Below are 23,275 nucleotides of genomic sequence, written 5' to 3'. Positions count from 1 at the left end.
CTTATAAACTAGACCAACTAAACTCCATCTGTTTAGCGGTAGCTATTGCATGCTCTGGTGAACTCATTCGACTGACTAAATGAAGGCTCATATCGATTCCAGCAGAAATACCGCCGGAAGTTATTATATTGCCTTGTTCAACCCAACGAACATCTCGTTTAACTGTAAGCTTTGGGTATTTCATTTGTAAATCGTTAATATCTTCCCAATGTGTTGTTACTTCGTGATCATAAATAACACCCGCTTTAGCTAATAAAAATACACCTGTACAAACAGAAGCAACTATTTTAGCTTTTATGCTTTGCTCTAATATCCGATCAGTAACCTGTTTTTTGTTCAATTCGTTTGTATGATCACCACCAACGATTATTAATAGATCTATTTCTGGATGATTATTAATTTGATAATCGGGTACAAGTTTATAATTTGATCTAGCTTTAACTATCCCATCACTTTGATTAATTAGGAAGGTACACTTATTGATCTCTTACCCAATAAACACATAATTCAAACCTTGTATTGGCATAGATGGTCTTTAGTAAAAGGGGGATTTAAGAAATTTTCAGATACCATTATCAATAAAGGAAATGATATTTTAGATTAAAAATCTAATATGAATTGGTGAAATACTTTTTAACAGAAAATAAGATTGTATGAATGACAATCCACTCATACAATTTAAATTATCATCAACGAATTTATTTGCAATTAATTTTGCGGATAAAAATAAGTTAATTAGAAACGTCTACGTCTTCTTCTTGTTTTCTTTTCTTCGTCATCATCAAGTAAGTCTTCATTGATTTCATCATCAATATTCACGACTTCATCATCTGTTTTAACTTTAAGGTTATTTATTTTTAACTGTTCAGATAATGAAATAGCTGGCTCTTCGCTTTTAGCTTTAAATACAGACTTCAATCTGCTTTTAACATCATAAAACGCCGTATTATCATGTTCTACAGAAGTACTAGGATGGCCTTTGTCAACATCCTTACCTTTAGTTAATACACCTTGTTCTGTAGGTGGCTCTAGAATTACTTCAGCTTTATCAACTTCTTTTTTTATGCCTATTTTTTGCGGCTGTTTTAACTCTACTTCAGCTTTAGCTTGACCAAGCCCATCTTGTTTTTTTACTTGTTTAAGTTCAGGAAGATCGTCAATATTTATCAGATCGTCAGAGCTTCCCGACGTTTTACTTAGTACAAGATCACCGAACTCTTTAACCACATCTATTATTTCATTCTTTGCGATATCTGTAGCTCGGATTAATTCAGTTAATTGCTTAGACAGTAGAAGCTGTTTCTTCTCGATAGGTAAGATATTAGCTTTCACTTCTGGTGATAAATCTTCAGTCAAACTATTGTAGTTTTTAATGATCCCTTCAAAAGTATACAAATTACTTTTAGTATTTTTAATCAATTCATCTATTAATTTAATTTTTTTATTTAAATCTCGTTTTTTAGAAACAAACTTATCAATTAACTCTTTAGATATTTGAGTTACGGGTTTACTTTCAGAGATGAACTCACTAAGTTCAGCTATCTGTGCAACAGGTAACCATTGGCTAAAAGAAGGGTTCCAACCATAAAGGTCATTATTTTTAGCGAGTAATGAGGTCGCATCATTTATATTTAAAGGGCCTGAAACTTGGCCATTATCAGAAAAGTACCATTTTTTCATAATTATATCTTATTGTTATTATGGTTAATGTTGAATGTCTTGTTTTAATTTAAAAAACAAGTTCTTCCTTTTTAAATTCGTCAATACTCTTTTGCAATGCTTCGTATTGTTTACGTACATTTCTTAGAGTTACATCAACTTCTGCATTCAACTTTTCAGTAAATGATTGATAAGTATCGATATCATTATTGAGATCTGAAAATGCAGCTCTTGTATTACCTAAGGTATTGTCTATTCTTGAAAGAGTTTTGAATAATGCTTGTTCTTGATTTTTATATTCTTCAATTAAGTCTTTCGGCAAAGCGACTGGAGGTGTTGGTATAGAAATTTCTACTTCAAAATCATCAATACTATGCAGTGGCATCCAATAGGTAAAGGAAGGGTGCCATACATATAAATCGAGAGTTGGATTATTTGAAATGTATTCTTGTGCTTCAGAAAAGCTAAGAGACTCAGTTATTTTACCATTGTTTGAAAATAGCCATTTATTCATTTTATTACTTCCATTAATTATTATGAATATAAATTTATTATTGTTATGAGTATATTTTTTCAGTTATTAATCTATCAAGTTATGGATATATTTTCATCTATTTATTTAATGTCATGAACACAAAAGTTAAATTTCAGTAACATTAATTATTTTTTACTAAAAATTAGGCACAAAAAAGCCGAACAACTGTTCGGCTTTTAATTAACTTATTCTATAAACAATAAGTTATATCTTTAATTAAGCTTTACGACGACGTGCGCCAGCAAAACCTAAAAGACCTAAACCTAAGATAGCTACAGAAGCTGGCTCTGGAACGTCAAAAGTCATATGACCGTCATGACTGATTTTAAATTCTTGAGTCGGTTGGCCACCGTTATAATCAACTGAGTAACCACCAATATCATCAACAGTCACAACTAATGATGCTGTTTGAGCACCAGGTTGTGTTGCTAAATCATTACCTGCAGCATCAAAGAAGTAACCAGCTGCAAAACTAATATCTAAATCAATGTTACAGTTACCTATTTGATTAGATAATCTAACTAAACAAGTGCCACCACTGTTAACAGTAAATGAAGCTAATTGAGTATTAACAGTATTTAACATAGTATTAACGGTAGTATCTAAGTATAAACCTGAAGTACCAGCATTTGCAGTGAAAGATACTGATAAGTAATCACCACCAGCAAAACCTGGGAAACTAGGAAGTGTTACAACTTCTGAAGTACCTATAAGGCTGTAGTCATAAAAAATTTCGTATGCAGGGTCAACGTTAGTAGTAGCATTGTTTAAAGCAAAAGCTAAAGCATCTGTAGAACCAACTTCAACGAATGAATCAGGACCGCCGTAAGTGCTGCCATTAGGAGTTGAATCTGTTTGAGTTACAGTTGCAGGATCATTTGTAAACTGAATTTCATCAAAAACTACTGTTGAATTAGTAATATTATTGAATGATGAATCATCAAATGTAATTACAGAAGATGCAGAAGCACCAAACGATGTAGCAGTTACTAATGAAGCAAGTAATAATTTTTTCATGTTTAATTCCTTATAAATATAAATTGTAAAGTTATTTGGATAAGTAATTAAATATTTAATTACTATCTATCTCGTATTAACAATAAAGCATACTACGTGCCAACATTTAACAACCCTTTATTTACAGTAGCTTACAAAAACAAAAAATAACAAACACTTCATACACAGCATGGATTGTAAAGAAAACCGACACATTACTTTAGCTAGTTTTTAATATACTTAATGCTTCAAAAACACTAAACACATACTTTTTTAATACTTCTGGCGGTTGCGCCATGAGTACATCTAAGCTTCTTTCTTGGCCAATATCTAAATTTGAATCAATAACGTAACGTTTTGCTGCTTCTTCTATAATCTCACCCAAGACGATTATTTCAAAACTTGAATCTGGGTATGTTTTACAATATTGGGTAAAAGCATATAAAACTTCAACAATAGCTGATTTATAATAAGTTGGATGTAGGTGCTGAATTAATACATCAAGTGTTTGTGCAAAGCTCTCTTCTTTGGGTGTCATTGATGTACGTACCCTATTCGCATCTAATATCTCGGTAGCATTTCTATTATCACCAAAAATAATAGTTTGAGTATTTGATAAGCTCTGCCATATATCAGTCAAAAACACATCATCTATACGTGTAACCAAACCTCTAGCTGTTCGCCATTGTATCCAGTCGGTATCTATTGCTTGTGCTTGATCAGAAATATTATGATTATTTAATTGAGCTGTAGAGCTATATTCAGCACCGAAATTAAATGCTTCTTGCTGTGCATTAAGTATTTTCTTTACGATGTTATTTAGATCCGCTGGTGACTTACTTGATAAAAAAGTAAGTGACTCTTCAGCGCATTCAATACCTTCTGCACAAATAGCTAAAATACTATTAAGCTTAATAGATCGTAAACCATCAAATAAATGCGTATTTGTACGAACTAGATTCCCAAGAATAACGAGCAGCTCTTGAACGAGTGTTCTTTCAAGTAAATTATCTGATGCACTATCGAGTTTTTTTACAAGATTCTTAGGTTTTAGTAAAAAGTGTTCTCCATTAAGGATCGTTTCATCGTTATGCCCTACAGCAATAGTGATATTTCGAGCACAAACCTGAGAAAGATCATCAACAAGATCTTTATAAGACAATTCAAGTAATGAGAAACATAATCGAGCTGTTAACCAGTGTTGTTTATGTTGAGCTCTACTGTAGATACTTTCAACTAAACATTTAAAGGTAACATTACTACTATCATCTTCATCAGTTGTTTCAATATTTGAGGCTAAATTGGTGTCTAATTGATATTCAGTACTCCAAGTCATTAACTGCTCGTAACTGGTTTTATCTGAAAAATCGAATGACTTCAACCCTTCTTGGATTGTTTCTGAAAACAATGAAAAGTCGAATGGAATAATGTGTGAATTGGAAACTTCTGGTGTATTAGCTAATGCATGTATATTAATACTAGGCACAACAAGCTGGTTTTCTCTTGAGGCTCTATAAGCTAGGCTTGCTGAAGCATAACCTACATTTGTTTGGGTCGTTCTTAATTGTAACGCTCTAATCGTATCCAATAGCACATCTACATTTACGCTATCACACATATCTTGTGTTAATAGGTAACTAAATACAGCGACTTCATCATTAATCCAGTGTTTACTAATATGACTTACTTCACTTTCTAAATGCTCAGTGGCTAGTTCTGCATCAAATATTCTATAGTTGTTTTCTTTATGTTGTAAGCTTGAAAGCGATAAATAAGCTTTACCATTAAAGGTATGCGTTTGAGCTGTTGCTAATCCTTGAAGACGACGCTTAGAGCGTCCTGTTAAGTTTAATCTCTCATTCGCACCTACTTTTCTATAACACTCAACTAATTCTTCTGCGGTAATAACACCTATAGGGCTAATTTCATCAATAGTTTCAGCGATAACGCCTTTAGCCGCAAGCTGTTGCTTTACACTATTATTTTCAGCTAAAACAACTAAAGCTAATTGCGCTTCTGCGGCCTGAGTAGATTTAGATCTTAATTTCAAAGGATCTAGATCACTTTTTTCAATAACGCCTTCATCTAGCATTAAACCTGTAAAATATAAACTTTGAGCCCAAACTAATGGAATGTTTTCATTCGGTTGTCTTACTTGACTACCCGGTGATTTTCTTTCAGCTTCAATATTTTCATCCGCAACATAATACAATTCAGGTAAAAGCCTTTTACCATCAACTTCTACCATAAGTGATTCAAGTTTGTCTTTGTATTTTTTAGCTTCAACGTCATCATCATCAAATAGCGCTTGAATATATAAGTAAGTATAAAATAATGGCCATTCCGACTCTATATTTTCAAAACTAGCTAATTCAGAATGTTCGTAATGCATTCGACTATGATCTTCGATAGCTGTTTGATGCCCGTCCCATAAGAAACGCTTACAACCATAATTCCCACCTAGCTCAGATAAGATTTTATTTTTAGTTTCTTTAACTAATTCTTTATCACTCACAGCAAAAGCTGGAAAACCTATAACACTTAAAATAGCGCTATCGACTTCTTTAGAAACCGACTCACGAGGTAATAAATGGGCCAATGTATTTCTAGCTCTTGAGATAGCATCAGGAATAGTATGAATAATAGCGCGTGGGTTTGCGTCCACACCAAAAAGATTAAATCCATCAAGCGCTTGTAATGCTGCTTTTGCCATACCTACAGAGCTAGCATTAATCTCGGTTTTCCCGTTATTGATCTTATTACCACGTTCCCAAATACCATAATCAGGAGTCCTGTAAGCAAAGGCTACGTAATAAACAAGGTTTTGAACAAAGTCGACTTCGTCTATTGTTTTAATAATGCGTAAACCTGAAGCTGACATTTGAGCAACCATCAATAAGAATATTGACGTTGCATCAATTTGCAAGTGTCCCCACTCATCATCCCCAACGACAGTAAGCCCTGTAGTTGTACTGTATTTAGCATGCAAACAATCCATAGGATCTAATGTAGTTTTAAATTTTTCTACTTTATCTGCTTGTCGCATCATTGATATAAGTAAGCCGCGCATGAGTTTAATTGTAGATTGCTCTAACTCATCACACTTAATTTTATCTCCACCACGTTTAAACGCCATGCTTAAGCTCCACACACTAAGAATAGAGTAAACATTATCTCTAACCCAAGCATCTGTATAATCACCATGCGTTGTAATAGCGGTACTAGCTGGTAGTAATCCGCTAACAGGGTGTTGTCGTTGAACAATAATATCGTTTATATCTTTGTATAGACGATGTAATAAATCAGCTTTTTGCATAAATAATTACCCTTTTAGAAGGATGGAAATAAAATAAAGTGGGAGTATTAATAGTATTGTTCAAAAATGTAGAGAATGTTAATTGGTATAAAATAAAAGTGATAAACATCAAACCAATTAAAGAACTTGAGTTAATAATGCGGCTATTAATTAAAAAATCAATGAAAAATAAACCATTAAAAACAAAAAAAGCTCGTTAAACGAGCTTTTATTTAAATTTTATTGAATGCTTAAGAAAGTTTTTCAGATAAAATTGTATTTACTGTATCAACAGTTTGAGTACCATCGATAGATATATATGAACAGTTATTTGCTTTAGCTTCTGCTTGGTAATATTCAACAAGCGGTTTAGTTTGCTCATGATAAACAGTTAAACGTTTACGCACTGTAGCTTCTTCATCATCAGGGCGAATAGAAAGATCTTCACCTGTGTCATCATCCTTTCCTTCAACTGAAGGTGGGTTATAAACGATATGATATACACGACCAGAACCTGAGTGAACTCTACGTCCAGCCATACGTTCAACAATTACACTATCAGGAACATCAAACTCAATAACATAATCAACTAAAACGCCATTATCTTTCATCGCGTCAGCTTGAGGAATAGTTCGTGGAAAGCCGTCAAGTAAAAAACCAGACTTACAATCGTCTTGAGTAATACGTTCTTTAACTAAGCCAATAATCAGTTCGTCTGAAACCAATTGGCCTGCGTCCATCACTTCTTTAGCTTTAATGCCAAGATCTGTACCAGCTTTAATAGCAGCTCTAAGCATATCACCAGTTGAAATTTGTGGGATGCCAAACTTGGCCATTAAAAATTGTGCCTGAGTACCTTTACCAGCCCCTGGAGCACCTAATAAAATAATGCGCATTTATAAAGCCCTTTATAATTTATTTATGATAGATTTTAAAAAGCAACACTATACATTTTCAGCAGGTTGCAAACAAGTAAGAAAATGCAAGAATAAGCTAAAAAGGAGCCATTTGGCCCCTTTTTAAGACTAAAGTATTATAGTTAAATTTACTTGGTAAGACTTAACATTAATTTATTTAATCGTGTTACAAATGATGCTGGATCTTTTAAGCTACCACGTTCTGCTAACATTGCTTGGTCAAATAACACTTCGCTCCATTGATTAAATTGCTCATCATCAACTTCATTTGAAATGTGTTTAACTAGTTCATGTTCGGCATTTATTTCAAAGATTGGTAATGTTTCAGGTACAGCTTGCCCTACTGATTCCATTAACTTAATCATTTGGCTACTCATATCATGTTCATCAGTAACGATACATGCTGGTGAGTCAGTTAAACGATGAGAAAGTTTCACATCTTTAACTTTACCTGCAAGTGATGTTTTAATACGAGCAACGACTGAATCAAATTCTTGCTCAAGCTTTTCTTGCGCTTCTTTAGTTTCAGCATCGTCCATATCACCTAAATCTAATCCACCACGAGTAACAGATTGAAGTTGCTTGCCATCAAATTCATTTAAGTGACTTACTAGCCATTCGTCAATTCGGTCTGATAATAATAGAACTTCAATGCCCTTTTTACGGAACACTTCTAAATGTGGACTACTTTTCGCAGCAGGGAAGTTATCAGCAACAACATAATAAATCTTGTCTTGCCCTTCTTTCATTCTCTCAACATATTCAGCTAAAGACACACTTTGAACATCAGTATTTTCATCTGTTGAAGCAAAACGTAAAAGCTTAGCAATTTGTTCTGTGTGACTAGGATCTTCTGCTGGACCTTCTTTTAGAACTTGTCCAAATTCATTCCAGAATATTTGATACTTTTCTTTATCATTTTTACCTAGTCGTTCAAGCATAGTTAGCACACGTTTAGTACAACCTTTTCTGATTGCTTGTGTCACTTTATTATCTTGTAAGATCTCACGAGAAACGTTTAATGGTAAATCATTAGAGTCTAATAAACCTTTAACGAAACGTAAGTAAGTAGGCATAAATTGTTCAGCGTCATCCATAATAAATACACGTTGAACATATAATTTTAAACCATGTTGTTTTTCACGATTATGTAAATCAAAAGGTGCTTTAGTAGGAACATATAATAAACTTGTGTATTCAGTTTTACCTTCTACTTTATTATGAGCCCATAATAGTGGGTCACCAAAGTCATGAGATACATGTTTATAGAATTCTTTATACTCATCATCTGATACTTCAGATTTTTCACGTGTCCATAATGCTGTTGCTTTATTTACGGCTTCCCATACTGCTGACTTAGCTTCAACAGCTGGACGAGTAACATTACCTTCGTCATCTTTTTCTTCATCTACAGCTTCAACGGCAGGTGTTAACATTTCTACAGAAACTGAAATATGATCAGAATATTTAGTTACTATTGACTTTAAACGCCAATCATCTGCGAACTCAGCTTCATCTTCTTTTAAATGAAGAATAATATCAGTACCACGACTAGACTTTTCAATTTGAGCCGTAGTGAATTCACCTTCACCTTCACTGCTCCACTCTACACCTTTAGATGCATCATCACCCGCAGTACGAGAACGAACAGTAACTCTGTCAGCAACAATAAATGCTGAATAAAAACCAACACCAAATTGACCAATAAGTTGTGAGTCTGATGCTTGATCGCCTGATAAATTAGAAAAGAAGTCAGCTGTACCTGATTTAGCAATAGTACCTAAATGATTAACGATGTCTTCATGATTCATACCAATACCGTTGTCTGAAATAGTCACCGTATTGTTTTCTTTATCAGCACTTACTCGAACACGTAAATCACCATCACCTTCATACAAATCTGCATTTGATAATGCTTTAAAGCGTAATTTATCAGCAGCATCAGCAGCATTAGAAACTAATTCACGCAAGAAGATTTCTTTATTTGAATATAAAGAATGGATCATTAATTTTAAAATTTTAGCGGTATCTGCACTAAAGCTGTGATTTTCGGTATTTTTTACATCAGTCATTGAATAAACCTTTTAGATAAAACTTATTTGTTCGTACATAGGGCAACAACTCAATAACAGGGATTAAAGTACTTGTTGCCAGTTGCCATTAGATATAAGACTGGGTTTTGTCTTTTCAACCTTTAATGGTAAAAAGTTAATAAACAATGTGAGAATAAATTAATATTTAGAGGAGAGACGGGGTTCCAACACAAATCAAAATAGAGTTTAAATAATCAATGCTGGAAGGTTTAAATAGAGAAGAAAGTCTTATGAATAACGTTTACGACCAGAAAGAGCATGGGATAAAGTATTACCGTCTACATATTCTAATTCACCACCCACTGGGACACCGTGAGCTATACGCGAAACCTCCACATTATGCTTAGAAGCTAATTCAGCAATGTAATGAGCAGTAGCTTCACCTTCTACCGTAGGGTTTGTTGCAAGAATAATTTCTTTAAAGTGGTCGCCATCAAGTAACTGACTTAAAATGTCTAAGCCTAAATCTTCAGGACCTATTCCATCAATAGGAGATAAGTGTCCCATTAAAATAAAATACTTACCTTTGAATTCGCCTGTTTGTTCAATTGCTATTACATCTGCAGGAGATTCAACAATACAAAGCTGTTGAATAATTTCGCGCTTAGGGTTTTGACAAATTTCGCATACATCCAATTCTGTGAATGTTCTACATTGTTGACAGTGGCCGATATTTTCCATCGAGCGTTTCAAAGCACTTGATAATTTAGAGCCCCCTGTACGATTTCTTTCTAATAAATGAAAAGCCATGCGCTGAGCTGATTTAGCACCAACTCCAGGTAAACACTTCAAAGCATCTATAAGTTCTTGCACTAACGGACTAAAGTTCATGGTATTTAACACTTAAATAGTAATAAAATAATTTATGCCGAATATTCTATCATTAACTTATGAGCTAAAATATAAAGCACAAAATAAATTTTGTAACTTTAGTGATAGATAAATCAGTAAAACACATCAATCAAACGACAATAAAAAGTAACAAAAATGTTAATGTAGATTTACGAAATATCTTTAAATTAGGTGTCTATAAATTTTACACTCTCTAGTTTTATATTTATAAAAAACAAAATAAATCAAGTAAGAGATTGAAATAAAACAAATAAAAATAAAAGGCATGATTTGTGCTTTATTCGTCATCAATAAGATAAAAATTTAAATGCGCGAATATTTTTAACTCTCGCATTACATATAATAAAAATACAATGGAGTTAACAGCATGTTGTTAAACATAAGTAAATTAAGTATCGCTGGCTTAGCGATAATGTCTGCATCAGCAATGGCAAGTACTACATACGCTAATTTTGGTTCAATTGTTGATACTGGGAACAGTTTTAACGAATTCTCCCTAAGTGCGGCTAATGGAGTAGAAATTAATGTTTCTGGCTGGTCAGACACTGAGAACTTCTCTTCTTCTATTGGTAACCCACTAACTGGTGATGATAAAATAGCAAGAGCTGTTGATTTTGATAAAAATGGTAATGGTTGGTCGATGGAAAATATTGATGAACCAAATAAAACGACATCAAATTGTGGTTATTCTCACTCTGCAGATAATCTAGGTAGTGGCAGTTGTAATTATAATGATTACGATATGTTCCTAGTTGAGTTTTCTGAAGCAGTTAATATCTCTGCTGTAACATCTAGCTGGTTATATGGAAGTACAAGTAACAACCAAATAACTGTGGCAGCACTTAATAACAACGAATTATTAGGTAACTCATGGAGTGATGTGCAAAGTAATCAAACTATGAGTTCTGGTTATTCAGGGTTTACTGGCACTTCTGGCTATTACACTTCTGATTTAACAGCTAATACTGCAAATGTTTCAGGTGTATATTCTTCTACGTGGTTAATAGGTGCATTGAATACTGTATTTGGCGGTAATAAATCACTAGAAGGTAATGATGGCTTTAAATTTTCAGGAATATCTTTTTCTACAGATTCAAGCACGCCACCTCCAGCAACTACAGTTCCAGAACCTACTTCTGTTATGATGTTTGGTTTAGCATTAGTTGGTTTTGCTGCTAGCAGACGAAAAACAAAATAATATATAAATTATTTATCGAAAAAAGATGGCTTTGCCATCTTTTTTTTTAACCTTAAATTAAGTTATATTGATAACTTAGCTAGTCTATTATAGCTTCAACCTTACTTTTCACTTCCAAAACTGGATAAATATGCGTTCATTACTTATTGCATCGACATTACTACTCTCTCTAAATACATATGCCTTTAACGATTTTGAAAAAGCACTTACATCATATAATACTAATAATGTTGATGAAGCCTATATCCATCTAAAAAATGTTTTAAAAGATGACGAAGATAACTTACCTGCTATCATTTTAATGGGAAGAGTTTTACTAAAAAAAGGCTTATATCTTGAAGGAATAGAGGTATTACAAGAAGCAATATTTAGAGGAGCCGATATAAATTTTTTACTTAATGATCTTAGCCGTGCTTTGATGCTAACAAGTAATTTTGATGAAGTGATCAAACTAGGCTCAAATAAAGGCTTAACACCAGAAAGCCAATTAACAACATTTTTATTATCAGGCAACGCTTACTCAGCTATGTTAGATAATGATAATGCAAAAATTTTTTATAAAAAAGCCTATGCACTAGCTCCTAATAACCTACGAACAATCGGTGCGTTAACAGCTCATGAATTGTCTCAAAATAATATTGCTGATGCTGAAAACCTTATTGCTAAAGCACTTATATTATTTCCAAATGATAGCCGTGTCTGGAACTTGAAAGGCCAACTTCATGATAATAAATCAGAATATGAGTTAGCTCTTACAGCTTATAAACAAGGTTATGATGTTAATCCTAAAGACCCTTTTATCCAAAGAGCACTAGCTAATGCTTATGCTAATGCCAAACGTTCAGAAGAAGCACTTGCATTAATAGATAACATTTTAGAAGATACCCCGGAAGACCCCTTCGCTAAACTACTTAAGAGCCGCTTATTTACTTATACATCAAGAGAAAAAGAAGCGAATCAAATACTTGTAGATATCAGCCAAAAACTCTCTTTATTAAGCGATAAACAAAGAGCAAGTAATGTATCTCTTTCATTAGTTGCAGGTACTGCAGCTTATTTACAAAACAACTTAGAACTGGCGCAAAAAGAATTACAGTTTTATGTACAAGAGCAGCCACAAGATTTGAGTGGTATCGGCTTACTAGTCGATATATATCTAAGCCAAGGGCAAGAAGATAAAGCATTTGAATTACTTGAAAGTAAAACTAAAGTAATCAAACATAATTTAGAACTTTCATTAAAGTTATTTGAACTTTATCTCAATAATAATAAAGTTTATAAAGCCCAGCAAATCTTAGAGCCATTGGAAAAAACTTATGGTAAACACCTCAAAGTCACTTTAGCTAAAGTTAATCTTTTAGCTAAAAGTAATCAAACTGATAAAGCCTTAATATTATTAGAAGAGAACAAACCAGAAAAATTTTCATCAACTTATTATTTAACAAAAGGGTTATTGTTCTCTTCAAATAACCAACTAGTTGATGCTCATAATATTGCTGATGAACTACTTACACTGAATAAAAACAATACGGATTATTTAAGTTTTAAAGCGAGTTTATTGTTACAACAAAACAAATGGGCTGAAGCACTTGATGTTTTATCTACGATAATAAAGTTACAACCTAGTAACTTTAGTGCTTTATTTAATAGTGCTACAGCAAATGCGGCATTATCTAACCTAGAAGAAGCAAACAATATTTCAACACGTTTACTTGAAGTACAACCAGATAATATTTCGTTGCAAGTACTTAAAGCTAAAATAGATAGAAGTATGGGTAATATAGAAAATGCCAAAACGGCTCTAAAGAAAATTATAGATAAAAACTCTACCTACACTCCAGCTTTAGAAGTATTGATGGAAATTAATTACCAGCAAGAAAAGTATGAAGATGCTCTTGAACAAGTTGATAGGCTTAGCAAGCTTAGTTTCTTAAATACCAAATATATAAGAATGAAGGCCTTAATTTATATTGGTTTAGGAGACTTAGGCAATGCCAAGAAACAATTACAAATACTGTTTGGTGTTGTAACAAGTCCAAGAGAAATGTTTTCAGTAAGCCAAATGCAAATCCAAGCAAATGATTTAGCAGGAGCTAAGCAAAGTTTAGAGAAAGCTTTATCAATAGAACCTGACAATATATTTATTCAACGTTCATTAGTAAAACTAGAAATAGATACAGGTGAATTCACAAATGCTAATACTATTCTTATACATCTAGAAAAAACAAATAAGAGTGATCCGAATATATTAATGCTTAAAGGTGATCTCTCTCTTAAGCAAGGTGATAAAATCGAGGCTCAAAAGCTTTATTTAAAAGCTTTAAATCTTGATAACAACTTTCATATAGTTTTATTAAAGTCCTATCAACTAGCATTAGCTAAGGTTGAAGAACAAAGCTTTAAAACAACATTAATTAGCCTTTTAGATAAAAATCCTAACAATTACTTAATGCGTTCCGTTTATGCTGATTACCTTTTAAATAACGGTAAAACACAAGAAGCTAAAACTCATTACGAAATGTTAGCTGATGTTGAAAACTTAAAAAACAGAGCCGCTGTGCTCAATAATTTAGCTAATATTTACATAGCTACCGATTTAAATAAAGCGGAAGAATATTCAAAAGAATCAATGGAGTTAAATAAAAATTCATCAGCGATTATAGATACTTATGGTTGGATACTAAGCTTAAACAATAAGTTCGATGAAAGCTTATCTATACTACGAAACGCTTATTCAATGGACTCTAACAATCCTTCAATTAATTATCACATTGGTTATGCTTTAGCTAAATTAAATCGCATAGAAGAAGCCAAACGAGAATTGAGGCAATCTTTGAGGCACAAAGCTAAATTCTCAGAAAGAGAAGACGCACAAAACCTCCTTAACTCTCTTTAATAAAATAAAGAGTCTACGTATTATATCGTAGGCTCTTCCCTTCTTGAGTCATAACTCCAAATACTATAAATACGTTTATATAGATGATATTTTTATATAATAATATAAAAGAGTTTTTTTATACCCTTACTTAAAGTGATACTATTCAACGCTAAATTAGCCTAGCTAAGTCCATACCAGATTCAACCTCACCATCTTATAAAAGGTTACCAATGATCATTAATGAAAATGATTCGAACATTACATTTAATAGTAAAGCTGTTTTAAATTCTGGCGAGGTAGCACTTGTTGGTGCGGGTCCTGGTGATCCTGAACTCTTAACATTAAGAGCATTACGCTTTATTCAACAAGCTGAAGTCACTATTTACGACCGTTTAGTTAGCCAAGATATTCTCAATTTATTACCTGAAGGTTCTGAACGCTTTTATGTTGGAAAGAAACAAGCTAACCATTCTGTGCCACAAGACAAAATCAATGAATTATTAGTTGAACAGGCTAAATTAGGCAAACGTGTATTACGCTTAAAAGGCGGCGACCCTTTCATTTTTGGTCGCGGTGGTGAAGAAGCTGAGTACGCCCTTTCAAAAGGTGTAAATTGTCATTTATGTCCTGGCATAACAGCAGCTTCAGGCTGTACAACTTATGCAGGTATTCCTTTAACACATAGAGGCGTTGCTCAAGGCTGTACATTTATCACTGGGCATATGGAAAACAATGGCGAGCTGAATTTACCTTGGGATAGTTTGACCTCGAATGCCCAAACAATTGTGTTTTATATGGGTATAAATACACTGCCTATTATTGCTTCAAAACTTATTGAACATGGTAAAAAAGCAGATACACCTGCGGCGTTGATTTTCAAAGGAACTCAACCAGAACAGCAAGTGTATAGAGGACAATTAAATAACTTGGCTGATATCGTTGTTGAACATAATATTAAGCCACCAACATTAATTGTTATCGGTGATGTTGTAAACCAGCTTACTGAAAAGCAATTAAGCTCTCCAGGGCTTTTAGAAGCTGAAACTGAACTAGACTAAGGTTAAGCTATAAACTTGCTAAATATGTTTGGTAATCCTCTATAGCCTGAGGGTTACCCGTATTAGCTTGGCAAACACTTTTACGATATTGAAGATTAAAAACATCAAACCATAAATCTAATATTTCAGCGTTGACCGACTCCCCTGCCATATCTAAAACTCTCGCAGCGACTTCAGCTGTAGCAAATTGATTTAAAACATTAGCCTGTCTAATTTGATATCGAGAAATGATACCTTTATTGTCAGTCATTTCAGGATTGAACGATACAACAGGAAAACAGTTAAGATAAGGACTTTTACGAAACATCTTTTTAGCTTCACGCCAACTACCGTCTAACATAATAAACAATGGTCGCTTACCCGTATATGTAACAATGCTCTGATTAAAAACTTCTCTTTCAGCTTCTGCGTATTGTTCAGGGAATACAACAAAAGGTTGCCATTGCTCGTCATTTAAAACAGCTAACAATTCTGGATTTTCTTCAGTTCTTGACCATAAAAAAGCAAAAGTATCAGGCACTACATCAGCAATCAGTTTACCCGTATTACTTGGCTTTAATATTTCTGTATCGTACATCAAAAGCAAGAAGCCAGCGTTACTCTTCACCTTAGGTGTTAATTCACAAATACAGTGAGATAAACCAATACGGCATTTTTCACAACGTTTAACTTTCCAACCTCTAGAGTTATATACGGTTGTACTTATACTTTTTCGGTGCTCGTAAAGCTTATGAACTGCGTTCATTTTATTTCTCATAAATAGGTGGTGAATATTAGGAACTGTTAATAAAACTGACAGTTATATAACTAATTTTGAAATGTTTTATCTGAAGGTTTTGAGCGCTTAAAACTAAGTGTTATGCCTAACCCAGCTAGAATAATCACTAAAGCTAATCCAATTACGCCTAAAACATTATCGACAACTTTAATCCCCGTCCATTGTAAATAATGAATTCTGTACATCATTTGAATAAACTCAGTATCAGTGCCCTTTTGACGTAACGTCATTTTATTCCAGTCGAGTGTGATTTTTACTTTCTCAGAAGTTAACGCTACTAAACCATCAATTTGATTTACGGCACCATAGCGATCTGGATTATGTTTTATCGCATCTTTAATTAAGAGCCTAACTTGATCTGAACCAGGAGCTTCAACTACTTCCATCGTAACCTTATTTAAATGAGACCATTTATTGTCTTCATTTTTAACTAATAAGTGCTCACCAAGAATAGAACGTATAATTTTAACTTCTGACCACGTGTTATCTGCGTTAGGCAAGAAAGGCGTTATGGTTGGATAACTAGTTATTGAAAGCTTTTCATAGGCGTCTGAATAGCCAGGCTTAATAAAAAAGAATACACCTGTTATTGCCCAAGTAATAAAGGGTAATAACATGATGTAACCTAAATAATTATGATATTTCTTAAGACTCAAGGTTAGACTTAAAACGCTTAAGTTTTACTAGGCCTGCAATAACGGGTAATAAAACTAAACCTGCTGCAATTCCAACTAAACCTTCAACAATAATAGAAAGCACAGTTTTAATATCAAGCGTTAATAAGCTGTTAGCCCAAGAGAGAAAAGATTCTACAAGATGATGAATAAAATCAATACTATGAACAATAATGCCACCGCCTACTAAAAACATGGCGATAGTACCTACCACACCTAAAGTTTTCATTAATAAAGGAGCAAACACTAACAACCCACGCCCTAAAGCTCTTTTAATAGCGCTAAATGAACCACTTATAGACTGTTTTAACAGATATAGACCTAAGTCATCCAGTTTAACAATCGCGGCAACTAAGCCATAAACGCCAACAGTAATAAGTATCGCCATAGCCGACAACACCATTACCTGCATTTCAAAAGAAGTCTCTTGCAGAGTACCTAAAACAATAACAACAATTTCAGCTGATAAAATGAAATCGGTTCGTATAGCACCTTTAATTTTGTCTTTCTCTAGAGCGACTAAATCAACATTGTTTTCAATAGATTGATGAATATTGTCTTTATGTTTTTGTTTGTGCTCTTCATCATGAAAAAGCTTTTCTACAACTTTCTCTACACCTTCGTAACATAAAAACAAACCACCAATCACTAATAAAACAGTAATCAAAGGAGGTGCGAAAGCACTAATAGCTAAAGCAGCTGGCACTAAGATAAGTTTATTTAAAAACGAACCTTTAGTTACCGCCCACACAACAGGTAATTCACGATCAGCTTTTACGCCAGAAACTTGTTCTGCGTTTAACGCTAAATCATCGCCTAATACACCAGCCGTTTTCTTAGCAGCGACTTTAGATAAAATAGCGACATCATCTAATATAGATGCAATATCATCAATTAATGTTAATAAACTAGCACTTGCCACAAACTACTCCCTGTTAGTAAGAAATACTAATCTTCTGCTTCTTCGTCTTCATCTTCAATATCTGATTTATATTGTCTTAAACCTTCTTTCACTATTATTTCAATGTAGAAAGACGTTAAGTTTTCAGATGCTGCTTTATCAATATGTTTGTTAAGTTCAGCTAAATGAACTTCTTCCGCTTCACTTTCAGTTTGACCAAATTTACAATCAAAGTCCCAAAAGTCAGCATCAACAGGAAGTTGCTTATTACGCTCTCTTTTAACGTATTTTTTTACTTCATGTTTAACGCCGTCAATAAGTCTATCGTATTTAATTTTCGGGTGAGTAAGCGTAAATGTCTTTTTCATGATTTTCCTAAATGTTTTACTAAAATTAAGATTTAGTTCGTTGGCGGTATTTTACGTGATTTTTATTAGGGTATCGATACAATAATTCGGGATAATAATTAAAAATATAAATTTTAGCTTATTGATAACTATTTGGTCCATTAAAGCTAAGTGTTATAGTAGGTTACAAACTCATCTCTTTATTGAAAATGACAAAATGATTAAGAAAAAACTCGGCTTTGCGATCAACCTTCTCGCTTTATTTTTATTTGTTCCTGGAATTGTGCTTCCAATGTTTTCTCTTTCGATGGAAATGACAGCGAATGTTAGTGGAAGTAACTTATCTTCAACCCTTATAGATAAAGAATTATCCTTAGTAAATACCATTCAAGAACTGTTTTTAGATGATCGTATATTGGTTGGCTTACTCATTTTAATTTTCTCGATTTGCATACCTGTACTCAAAACAATTATGGTCTCTGTTGCTTTTTTAAAGAGAGAACAAATCATAGAAAAGAAGATCATTAACTTCGTTGCTTCAATAGGTAAATGGTCAATGGCTGATGTATTTGTTATTGCGATATTTCTCGCTGTTTTATCCACTAATCATGCTGAAACAACCAACGCACAGCAACTTGCTTTATTTGGCTTTAAGCTAAATTTAAACATTAGCAGCGAAACATTATCTTTCGTTGGCCAAGGCTTCTATTACTTTACTGCCTATTGCTTACTATCACTTATAGGTACGCATTTATATCAAAGTGCTTTAAAAGAGAAAAATTGATCACTTGAAAACATGGAATGATTTCTGCTTATTACTAGGGGGTGTTGATCTTTGTTTTAATTTTATACGTAAGCGGTAATCTCGTATAATTTACTTCGCCAAAAACAAACCTTACGAGATCACCATGCCCCGATTAATGCTCACTGATGAGTTGTGGTCGAAGCTAAAAGCTATTTTGCTTGAAGATAGAGTTTATAACAAGCTTGAACACAGACAAACGATGGAAGGAATTTTATATCGCTTGCGTGTCGGCTGCCCATGGCGTGACTTACCAGAGTGTTTTGGTTTATGGAATACCATTTATCGCAGGTTCCTTCTTTGGTCGAGAAAGGGAATATTGATGAGGTTATTCAAATCGTTATCCGCTAATAGTGATGTAGAGTGGGAGTTCATTGATGGTAGCTATATTAAAGCACACCAACACAGTACAGGTGCTGCATCTAAACAAGAGCAAGCGATAGCGTTAAGTCGAGGGGTAATACGAGTAAAATTCACTTAGCTGTTGATAGTTATGGTTTGCCTATCGAATTTATTATTACAGGTGGTGATGTTCATGATAGTAAAGTGGCAAATGAGCTGATTGAATTATTACCTCAAGGTGATTTTGTTATCGCAGACAAAGGCTATGATAGTGAAGCTATAAGAAATAAAGTTCGAGAGCGCAACTCAATCCCTATAATACCGAGAAAGCAAAATTCAAAAACAGGTAATGGTGATATTGATTGGTGCTTGTATAAATATAGGCACTTAGTTGAAAATGCATTTGCAAGGCTAAAACATTTCCGTTCTATAGCTACAAGGTATGATAAATTGAAATTACAGTTCGAGAGTATGCTAGCACTGGCGTGCGCAATGATTTGGCTGTCAATGTGAAAGATCAACAGCCCCTAGTTGAATTAAATTTTGTTAAAAAATTGACGTTTGCGTATTGGGTTTTATAACTGTTTTATGTGAACCCTGTTTTAACATTGCGCTGTGTTCACACTTAATAAGGATAAATTATGTTAATTATTAGCGGTTCAGCTGAGTTTATTGGCAAGACAAACATGTTTGTTAAAGGAGACTTACACGCATTTACTATGTTTTGCTCAAATGAAAACTTACAAGAACAACTTAAAGAGATTGAAGTTTTTTTCAACCAGTTAGATTGGGATGAAATAGTGATTGAAAAAGAAGGGATAATTGAAAATACCGCTTCTTTAGAAAACGATACGCTTAAACAAGCATTTGATAAAGCATCTCAAGACAAGCTATCAGTGGTTATTCAAAACACTCCACTATCGGTTGCGGCTTGAGACAATATGCTGATGCGAAGCTGGTTATTTAACCTGAACTCGGTTTGAAATGTTTTTAATTCATTGAAATTATTACTAATAAAATTTAACTTATACTCTAGCTTGATAGTTTTTCTTTCTTCAAGGCAAATTTCGCGTCAATAGCTAGCCTATTGCAAGTAAATTTAACGATGAAGCAAGTAAAAGTAGCTGTTAGAGAAGAATATATTAAGCCGAGATCAGGTTATTTAAGTCTTTTGAATTAACTCAATTTAAATAACCGCTACTCTTCACATATAATTTATTCGACTATATTTAAACGGCGAATATTATAAAAATTTAGATAAAGTATTGAACTACTTATCTTCCTCACCTACTTAGATCGATAAATACTTAGATTCAGGTATTTGGCTTCACTTGGCTTTTATTGTAAAAATAAGATCCCCTTACGCTGAACTCTATAGCTATTCTGTATTGATTAACCAGTCTAATAATCATACAAGTTCATTACGAAAGGAAGCTAACTCATTACACCGAATAATATCTTACTGCTTACACATGAACATTAATGTGAGTGTAAATTAATGCTTATGTACAATAGTAAAATGTCTTATTGCCTAACGATAACATCCTAGCTATAACATTGAAGCTACTTGCTAATAATGATTAGTCAGGTAATCTTACAATGTGCCAATAGTAATCTAACATTTTAAGCACTTTATCAAACTCACCTTGCACATCAGATTTAACAATATAACCCGCTATGTTTTCACTGTATGCAGCAACTCTATCTTCATCAGCAGCCGACGTAGTTAAAACAAAAATAATAGAATCCCTAAGATGATCATCTTGACGTATATTTTTCAAGAACTCTAATCCACCCATAATTGGCATGTTTAGATCCAGAAATATAATATAAGGTTTAACAATTAACTCTTTATTGTGGAGTATTTCTAGCGCTTCAGCACCATTTGTAGCTCTAACAACTGGGTTAGTTAATTTAAGTTTCTTTGCAACTCGTTCAACAGCTTTAGCATCAATATCATCATCCTCGATTAATAAGATACTAACTTCTTTAGTATGTTTTTTCATTTATGATCATATCCTTTGTTTATAACTTTATTCATGTAATTTTACGATTATTTTAGGCCAAGTAAACGAAAAAGTGCTGCCTTGACCAATAGATGACTCTAAATTAACTTCTCCAGAATAACGCTGGACTATTTTCTTAACTAACGCTAATCCCATTCCGCTGCCTTCAGTTTCATCTCTACGTTTTAATGTTCTAAACATTTGAAATATGTTGTCATGAAAATCTGATTTTATACCGGGTCCATCATCTCTAATCAAAAAGTGATAAAAGTCATCAACTTCTTCACAACGTATTTGTATACGTCCTTCAGCCTTATTATGATGTTTAATCGCATTACTTATAATATGACTAAAAACTTGCTCTAAAGGTAAGTTCGCCGTAGTAAATACAGGGAGTTCGCCATGAACAGATAATGTAAAAGCGCCAAGAGGTGAATTAAGTAAAACTAACTCATTAACAACTTTAAATACATCAATTTCATTCAGCTTAAATTCTTGTCGATTAATTCGAGAATAAGCGAGTAAATCGTTTAATAAGTTTTCTAAACGCTGCACTCTACTACACATTAAATTAAGGTGTTCAGGTACTTCTTCTAAATTCCCTTCTGCTATGTCTTCATTTACCCATTGTGCTAATTGGTCAATAGCACGCAGTGGTGCTTGTAAATCATGAGAAGCAATATAAGCGAAATCATCTAAGTCTTTATTTGAACGAGATAAATCTAAAGCGCGTTTTTCAGCATTACGTTTGGCCGTTATAGACTCTTTAATTAAACCCGACATAACAACACGTTTAACTTTAAGTTCTTCAACTATAGTAATAAGTTCGTTGTTTTTGTGTTCAAGGGACTCGGTTCTTTCTAAAACTTTAGTTTCAAGTTTATCATTTTGATCTTGTAGTTTTTGACTTAACGACCTTATATTTTTAGAACGTATAATCGATATTTGTAATGCAAAAATAGATAAGGCCATCAAGAAGCTTACTAAAAATCCACCTGCCAGAAACCATTTAACGGCAATAGGCGATTCAATACTTTTTAATAAAGACGCTTGTAAACCTATATTCAATCGCCACTGGCGATCAGGTATATCTAAGTCAAAATGAATAAATGGTGCTGTATTTATCTCGCCAAAAAGCAAACTACTGTCATCTTGATTTATATCTAAAAGAGTTAATATTAAGTTTTCTTTATCTGCCTGATCTTTCACAGATAACATTAAAGTATCAATTCTGAATACACCTGTTACGTAACCTTTTAATGCATGTATACGCTCTTGTACTGTCGAAACAGCTAATGCTTGTTTATAGACTGGCGCTATAATTAAAAAGCCGACAGACTCTCCCTCTTCCTGTACTAAACGAATTTTACCTGTGGTGGTCATTTTTCCATTGTCACGGGCAGACTCTAACGAGTTTCGGCGTACAGTATTACTTGTAAGGTCATAACCTTGTGCCGATTTGTTTTTCTCAAAAGGACTAATAAAGGTAACAGGTGTGTAATATTCTTTGATATTACTAACAATTAACTTCCCATCTTTGGTTCTTTCAGTGATATTAAAGTTAGATTGCTGTTCTCGAATTAAAGTTTCAAAACCCTCTCTGTCATTATCTTTTATAAGAGGTACCCAGCTTAATGCTTGAATATAATTACGTTTTTCAATATCTAAAATCGTCATATATTGATTAAATTGATTTTGAGAAAATATGTCTTTATTAACACTATAGAATGCTTGTAATCCCTGAAGATCATTGAATGATTTATCTAAAGCATTTTGAACATTGATAGACACTTGCTTAGCAATATTCTCTACTTTTAAGTAATTTTGTGTTTTTAATTGTTCGCTTATCTTAACTGACAAACCATAAGTAATTAGAACGCCAATGCCACAAACTACAGTGGCTGAAATTAACGATCTAATTGAAATTCTATTCATTTTAACAAC

The 23,275-nt window shown here is 33.4% G+C and carries 20 protein-coding genes; 6 read left to right on the top strand and 14 right to left on the bottom strand.

Annotated elements, in window-relative coordinates; all coding sequences use genetic code 11:
* Position 1 precedes the first annotated feature (1 nt).
* The 8 genes from ACPUVN_RS03910 to recR form a co-directional block, all read right to left on the bottom strand.
* A complete protein-coding gene (locus tag ACPUVN_RS03910; RefSeq protein WP_426370549.1) occupies positions 2-463 on the bottom strand; it encodes a DJ-1/PfpI family protein in 462 nt (153 codons plus the stop codon).
* Positions 464-735: 272 nt separating this feature from the next.
* The gene (locus ACPUVN_RS03905; protein ID WP_426357917.1) at positions 736-1,680 is read right to left on the bottom strand and encodes a DUF4339 domain-containing protein; all 945 of its coding nucleotides are present in this window, start codon (positions 1,678-1,680) and stop codon (positions 736-738) included.
* A 49-nt stretch (positions 1,681-1,729) separates the two neighbouring features.
* The gene (locus ACPUVN_RS03900; protein WP_426357918.1) at positions 1,730-2,173 is read right to left on the bottom strand and encodes a DUF4339 domain-containing protein; all 444 of its coding nucleotides are present in this window, start codon (positions 2,171-2,173) and stop codon (positions 1,730-1,732) included.
* 237 nt (positions 2,174-2,410) lie between these two features.
* Entirely contained in the window at positions 2,411-3,211 is an 801-nt protein-coding gene (pepA, locus tag ACPUVN_RS03895; protein WP_426357919.1) for a flocculation-associated PEP-CTERM protein PepA, read from the bottom strand.
* 199 nt (positions 3,212-3,410) lie between these two features.
* Positions 3,411-6,506, bottom strand: a complete 3,096-nt coding sequence (locus tag ACPUVN_RS03890; RefSeq protein ID WP_426357920.1) for a glycoside hydrolase family 15 protein — start codon at positions 6,504-6,506, stop codon at positions 3,411-3,413.
* Positions 6,507-6,736: 230 nt separating this feature from the next.
* Complete coding sequence (gene adk, locus ACPUVN_RS03885; protein ID WP_426357921.1) at positions 6,737-7,381, bottom strand: adenylate kinase; 645 nt, start codon at positions 7,379-7,381, stop codon at positions 6,737-6,739.
* Positions 7,382-7,530: 149 nt separating this feature from the next.
* A complete protein-coding gene (htpG, locus tag ACPUVN_RS03880) occupies positions 7,531-9,474 on the bottom strand; it encodes a molecular chaperone HtpG (RefSeq protein ID WP_426370000.1) in 1,944 nt (647 codons plus the stop codon).
* A 249-nt stretch (positions 9,475-9,723) separates the two neighbouring features.
* Positions 9,724-10,326, bottom strand: a complete 603-nt coding sequence (gene recR / locus ACPUVN_RS03875) for a recombination mediator RecR (protein ID WP_426357923.1) — start codon at positions 10,324-10,326, stop codon at positions 9,724-9,726.
* A gap of 388 nt (positions 10,327-10,714) precedes the next feature.
* On the opposite strand from recR, the gene xdp1 reads away from it, so the two are divergent.
* From xdp1 to cobA, 3 genes are all read left to right on the top strand, one after another.
* Positions 10,715-11,545, top strand: coding sequence for an exosortase-dependent surface protein XDP1 (gene xdp1 / locus ACPUVN_RS03870; RefSeq protein ID WP_426357924.1), 831 nt, complete (start codon positions 10,715-10,717; stop codon positions 11,543-11,545).
* A gap of 130 nt (positions 11,546-11,675) precedes the next feature.
* Positions 11,676-14,441 carry a tetratricopeptide repeat protein gene (locus ACPUVN_RS03865; RefSeq protein ID WP_426369999.1) on the top strand — a complete coding sequence of 922 codons (2,766 nt, stop codon included), beginning with the start codon at positions 11,676-11,678 and terminating at the stop codon, positions 14,439-14,441.
* A 212-nt stretch (positions 14,442-14,653) separates the two neighbouring features.
* On the top strand, positions 14,654-15,481 hold the full coding sequence (gene cobA, locus ACPUVN_RS03860; protein WP_426357926.1) for a uroporphyrinogen-III C-methyltransferase: 828 nt from the start codon (positions 14,654-14,656) through the stop codon (positions 15,479-15,481).
* A 7-nt stretch (positions 15,482-15,488) separates the two neighbouring features.
* Here the strand turns inward: cobA and ACPUVN_RS03855 are convergent, their stop codons facing one another.
* The 4 genes from ACPUVN_RS03855 to ACPUVN_RS03840 form a co-directional block, all read right to left on the bottom strand.
* A complete protein-coding gene (locus tag ACPUVN_RS03855) occupies positions 15,489-16,226 on the bottom strand; it encodes a tRNA-uridine aminocarboxypropyltransferase (RefSeq protein WP_426357927.1) in 738 nt (245 codons plus the stop codon).
* 62 nt (positions 16,227-16,288) lie between these two features.
* A complete protein-coding gene (locus ACPUVN_RS03850) occupies positions 16,289-16,876 on the bottom strand; it encodes a PepSY domain-containing protein (protein ID WP_426357928.1) in 588 nt (195 codons plus the stop codon).
* 28 nt (positions 16,877-16,904) lie between these two features.
* Positions 16,905-17,855 (bottom strand): DUF808 domain-containing protein, encoded by a 951-nt coding sequence (locus tag ACPUVN_RS03845; protein WP_426357929.1) that lies wholly within the window; start codon positions 17,853-17,855, stop codon positions 16,905-16,907.
* Positions 17,856-17,881: 26 nt separating this feature from the next.
* The gene (locus tag ACPUVN_RS03840) at positions 17,882-18,202 is read right to left on the bottom strand and encodes a DUF6172 family protein (RefSeq protein WP_426357930.1); all 321 of its coding nucleotides are present in this window, start codon (positions 18,200-18,202) and stop codon (positions 17,882-17,884) included.
* Positions 18,203-18,398: 196 nt separating this feature from the next.
* On the opposite strand from ACPUVN_RS03840, the gene ACPUVN_RS03835 reads away from it, so the two are divergent.
* From ACPUVN_RS03835 to ACPUVN_RS03825, 3 genes are all read left to right on the top strand, one after another.
* Positions 18,399-18,965 carry a paraquat-inducible protein A gene (locus ACPUVN_RS03835; protein ID WP_426357931.1) on the top strand — a complete coding sequence of 189 codons (567 nt, stop codon included), beginning with the start codon at positions 18,399-18,401 and terminating at the stop codon, positions 18,963-18,965.
* A gap of 124 nt (positions 18,966-19,089) precedes the next feature.
* A protein-coding gene (locus tag ACPUVN_RS03830) for an IS5 family transposase (protein WP_426358621.1) occupies positions 19,090-19,838 on the top strand; the annotation gives its coding sequence in 2 pieces (ribosomal slippage) (positions 19,090-19,438 and positions 19,438-19,838; 750 coding nt in all).
* 128 nt (positions 19,839-19,966) lie between these two features.
* Entirely contained in the window at positions 19,967-20,260 is a 294-nt protein-coding gene (locus ACPUVN_RS03825; protein WP_426357932.1) for a hypothetical protein, read from the top strand.
* Between the two features lie 645 nt (positions 20,261-20,905).
* On the opposite strand, the gene ACPUVN_RS03820 is transcribed toward ACPUVN_RS03825, so the two are convergent.
* Positions 20,906-21,331 (bottom strand): response regulator, encoded by a 426-nt coding sequence (locus tag ACPUVN_RS03820; RefSeq protein WP_426357933.1) that lies wholly within the window; start codon positions 21,329-21,331, stop codon positions 20,906-20,908.
* Between the two features lie 27 nt (positions 21,332-21,358).
* Positions 21,359-23,266, bottom strand: a complete 1,908-nt coding sequence (locus ACPUVN_RS03815) for a sensor histidine kinase (RefSeq protein ID WP_426357934.1) — start codon at positions 23,264-23,266, stop codon at positions 21,359-21,361.
* Positions 23,267-23,275: the final 9 nt, after the last annotated feature.

The sequence above is a fragment of the Pseudocolwellia antarctica genome, from assembly GCF_049933045.1.
Lineage (GTDB): Bacteria > Pseudomonadota > Gammaproteobacteria > Enterobacterales > Alteromonadaceae > Pseudocolwellia.
Note: the sequence above shows the minus strand (reverse complement) of the source record. Positions and strands in the feature narration are given on the sequence as shown.

Excerpts from the sequence above, each read along its gene's own strand:
- ACPUVN_RS03825 (WP_426357932.1), top strand. The coding sequence starts at position 19,967 with ATGTTAATTATTAGCGGTTCAGCTGAGTTTATTGGCAAGACAAACATG.
- pepA (WP_426357919.1), bottom strand. The coding sequence starts at position 3,211 with ATGAAAAAATTATTACTTGCTTCATTAGTAACTGCTACATCGTTTGGT.
- ACPUVN_RS03905 (WP_426357917.1), bottom strand. The coding sequence starts at position 1,680 with ATGAAAAAATGGTACTTTTCTGATAATGGCCAAGTTTCAGGCCCTTTA.
- ACPUVN_RS03900 (WP_426357918.1), bottom strand. The coding sequence starts at position 2,173 with ATGAATAAATGGCTATTTTCAAACAATGGTAAAATAACTGAGTCTCTT.
- recR (WP_426357923.1), bottom strand. The coding sequence starts at position 10,326 with ATGAACTTTAGTCCGTTAGTGCAAGAACTTATAGATGCTTTGAAGTGT.
- htpG (WP_426370000.1), bottom strand. The coding sequence starts at position 9,474 with ATGACTGATGTAAAAAATACCGAAAATCACAGCTTTAGTGCAGATACC.
- ACPUVN_RS03840 (WP_426357930.1), bottom strand. The coding sequence starts at position 18,202 with ATGAAAAAGACATTTACGCTTACTCACCCGAAAATTAAATACGATAGA.
- adk (WP_426357921.1), bottom strand. The coding sequence starts at position 7,381 with ATGCGCATTATTTTATTAGGTGCTCCAGGGGCTGGTAAAGGTACTCAG.
- ACPUVN_RS03835 (WP_426357931.1), top strand. The coding sequence starts at position 18,399 with ATGATTAAGAAAAAACTCGGCTTTGCGATCAACCTTCTCGCTTTATTT.
- ACPUVN_RS03850 (WP_426357928.1), bottom strand. The coding sequence starts at position 16,876 with ATGTTATTACCCTTTATTACTTGGGCAATAACAGGTGTATTCTTTTTT.
- ACPUVN_RS03820 (WP_426357933.1), bottom strand. The coding sequence starts at position 21,331 with ATGAAAAAACATACTAAAGAAGTTAGTATCTTATTAATCGAGGATGAT.
- ACPUVN_RS03855 (WP_426357927.1), bottom strand. The coding sequence starts at position 16,226 with ATGAACGCAGTTCATAAGCTTTACGAGCACCGAAAAAGTATAAGTACA.
- ACPUVN_RS03815 (WP_426357934.1), bottom strand. The coding sequence starts at position 23,266 with ATGAATAGAATTTCAATTAGATCGTTAATTTCAGCCACTGTAGTTTGT.
- ACPUVN_RS03865 (WP_426369999.1), top strand. The coding sequence starts at position 11,676 with ATGCGTTCATTACTTATTGCATCGACATTACTACTCTCTCTAAATACA.
- xdp1 (WP_426357924.1), top strand. The coding sequence starts at position 10,715 with ATGTTGTTAAACATAAGTAAATTAAGTATCGCTGGCTTAGCGATAATG.
- ACPUVN_RS03890 (WP_426357920.1), bottom strand. The coding sequence starts at position 6,506 with ATGCAAAAAGCTGATTTATTACATCGTCTATACAAAGATATAAACGAT.
- cobA (WP_426357926.1), top strand. The coding sequence starts at position 14,654 with ATGATCATTAATGAAAATGATTCGAACATTACATTTAATAGTAAAGCT.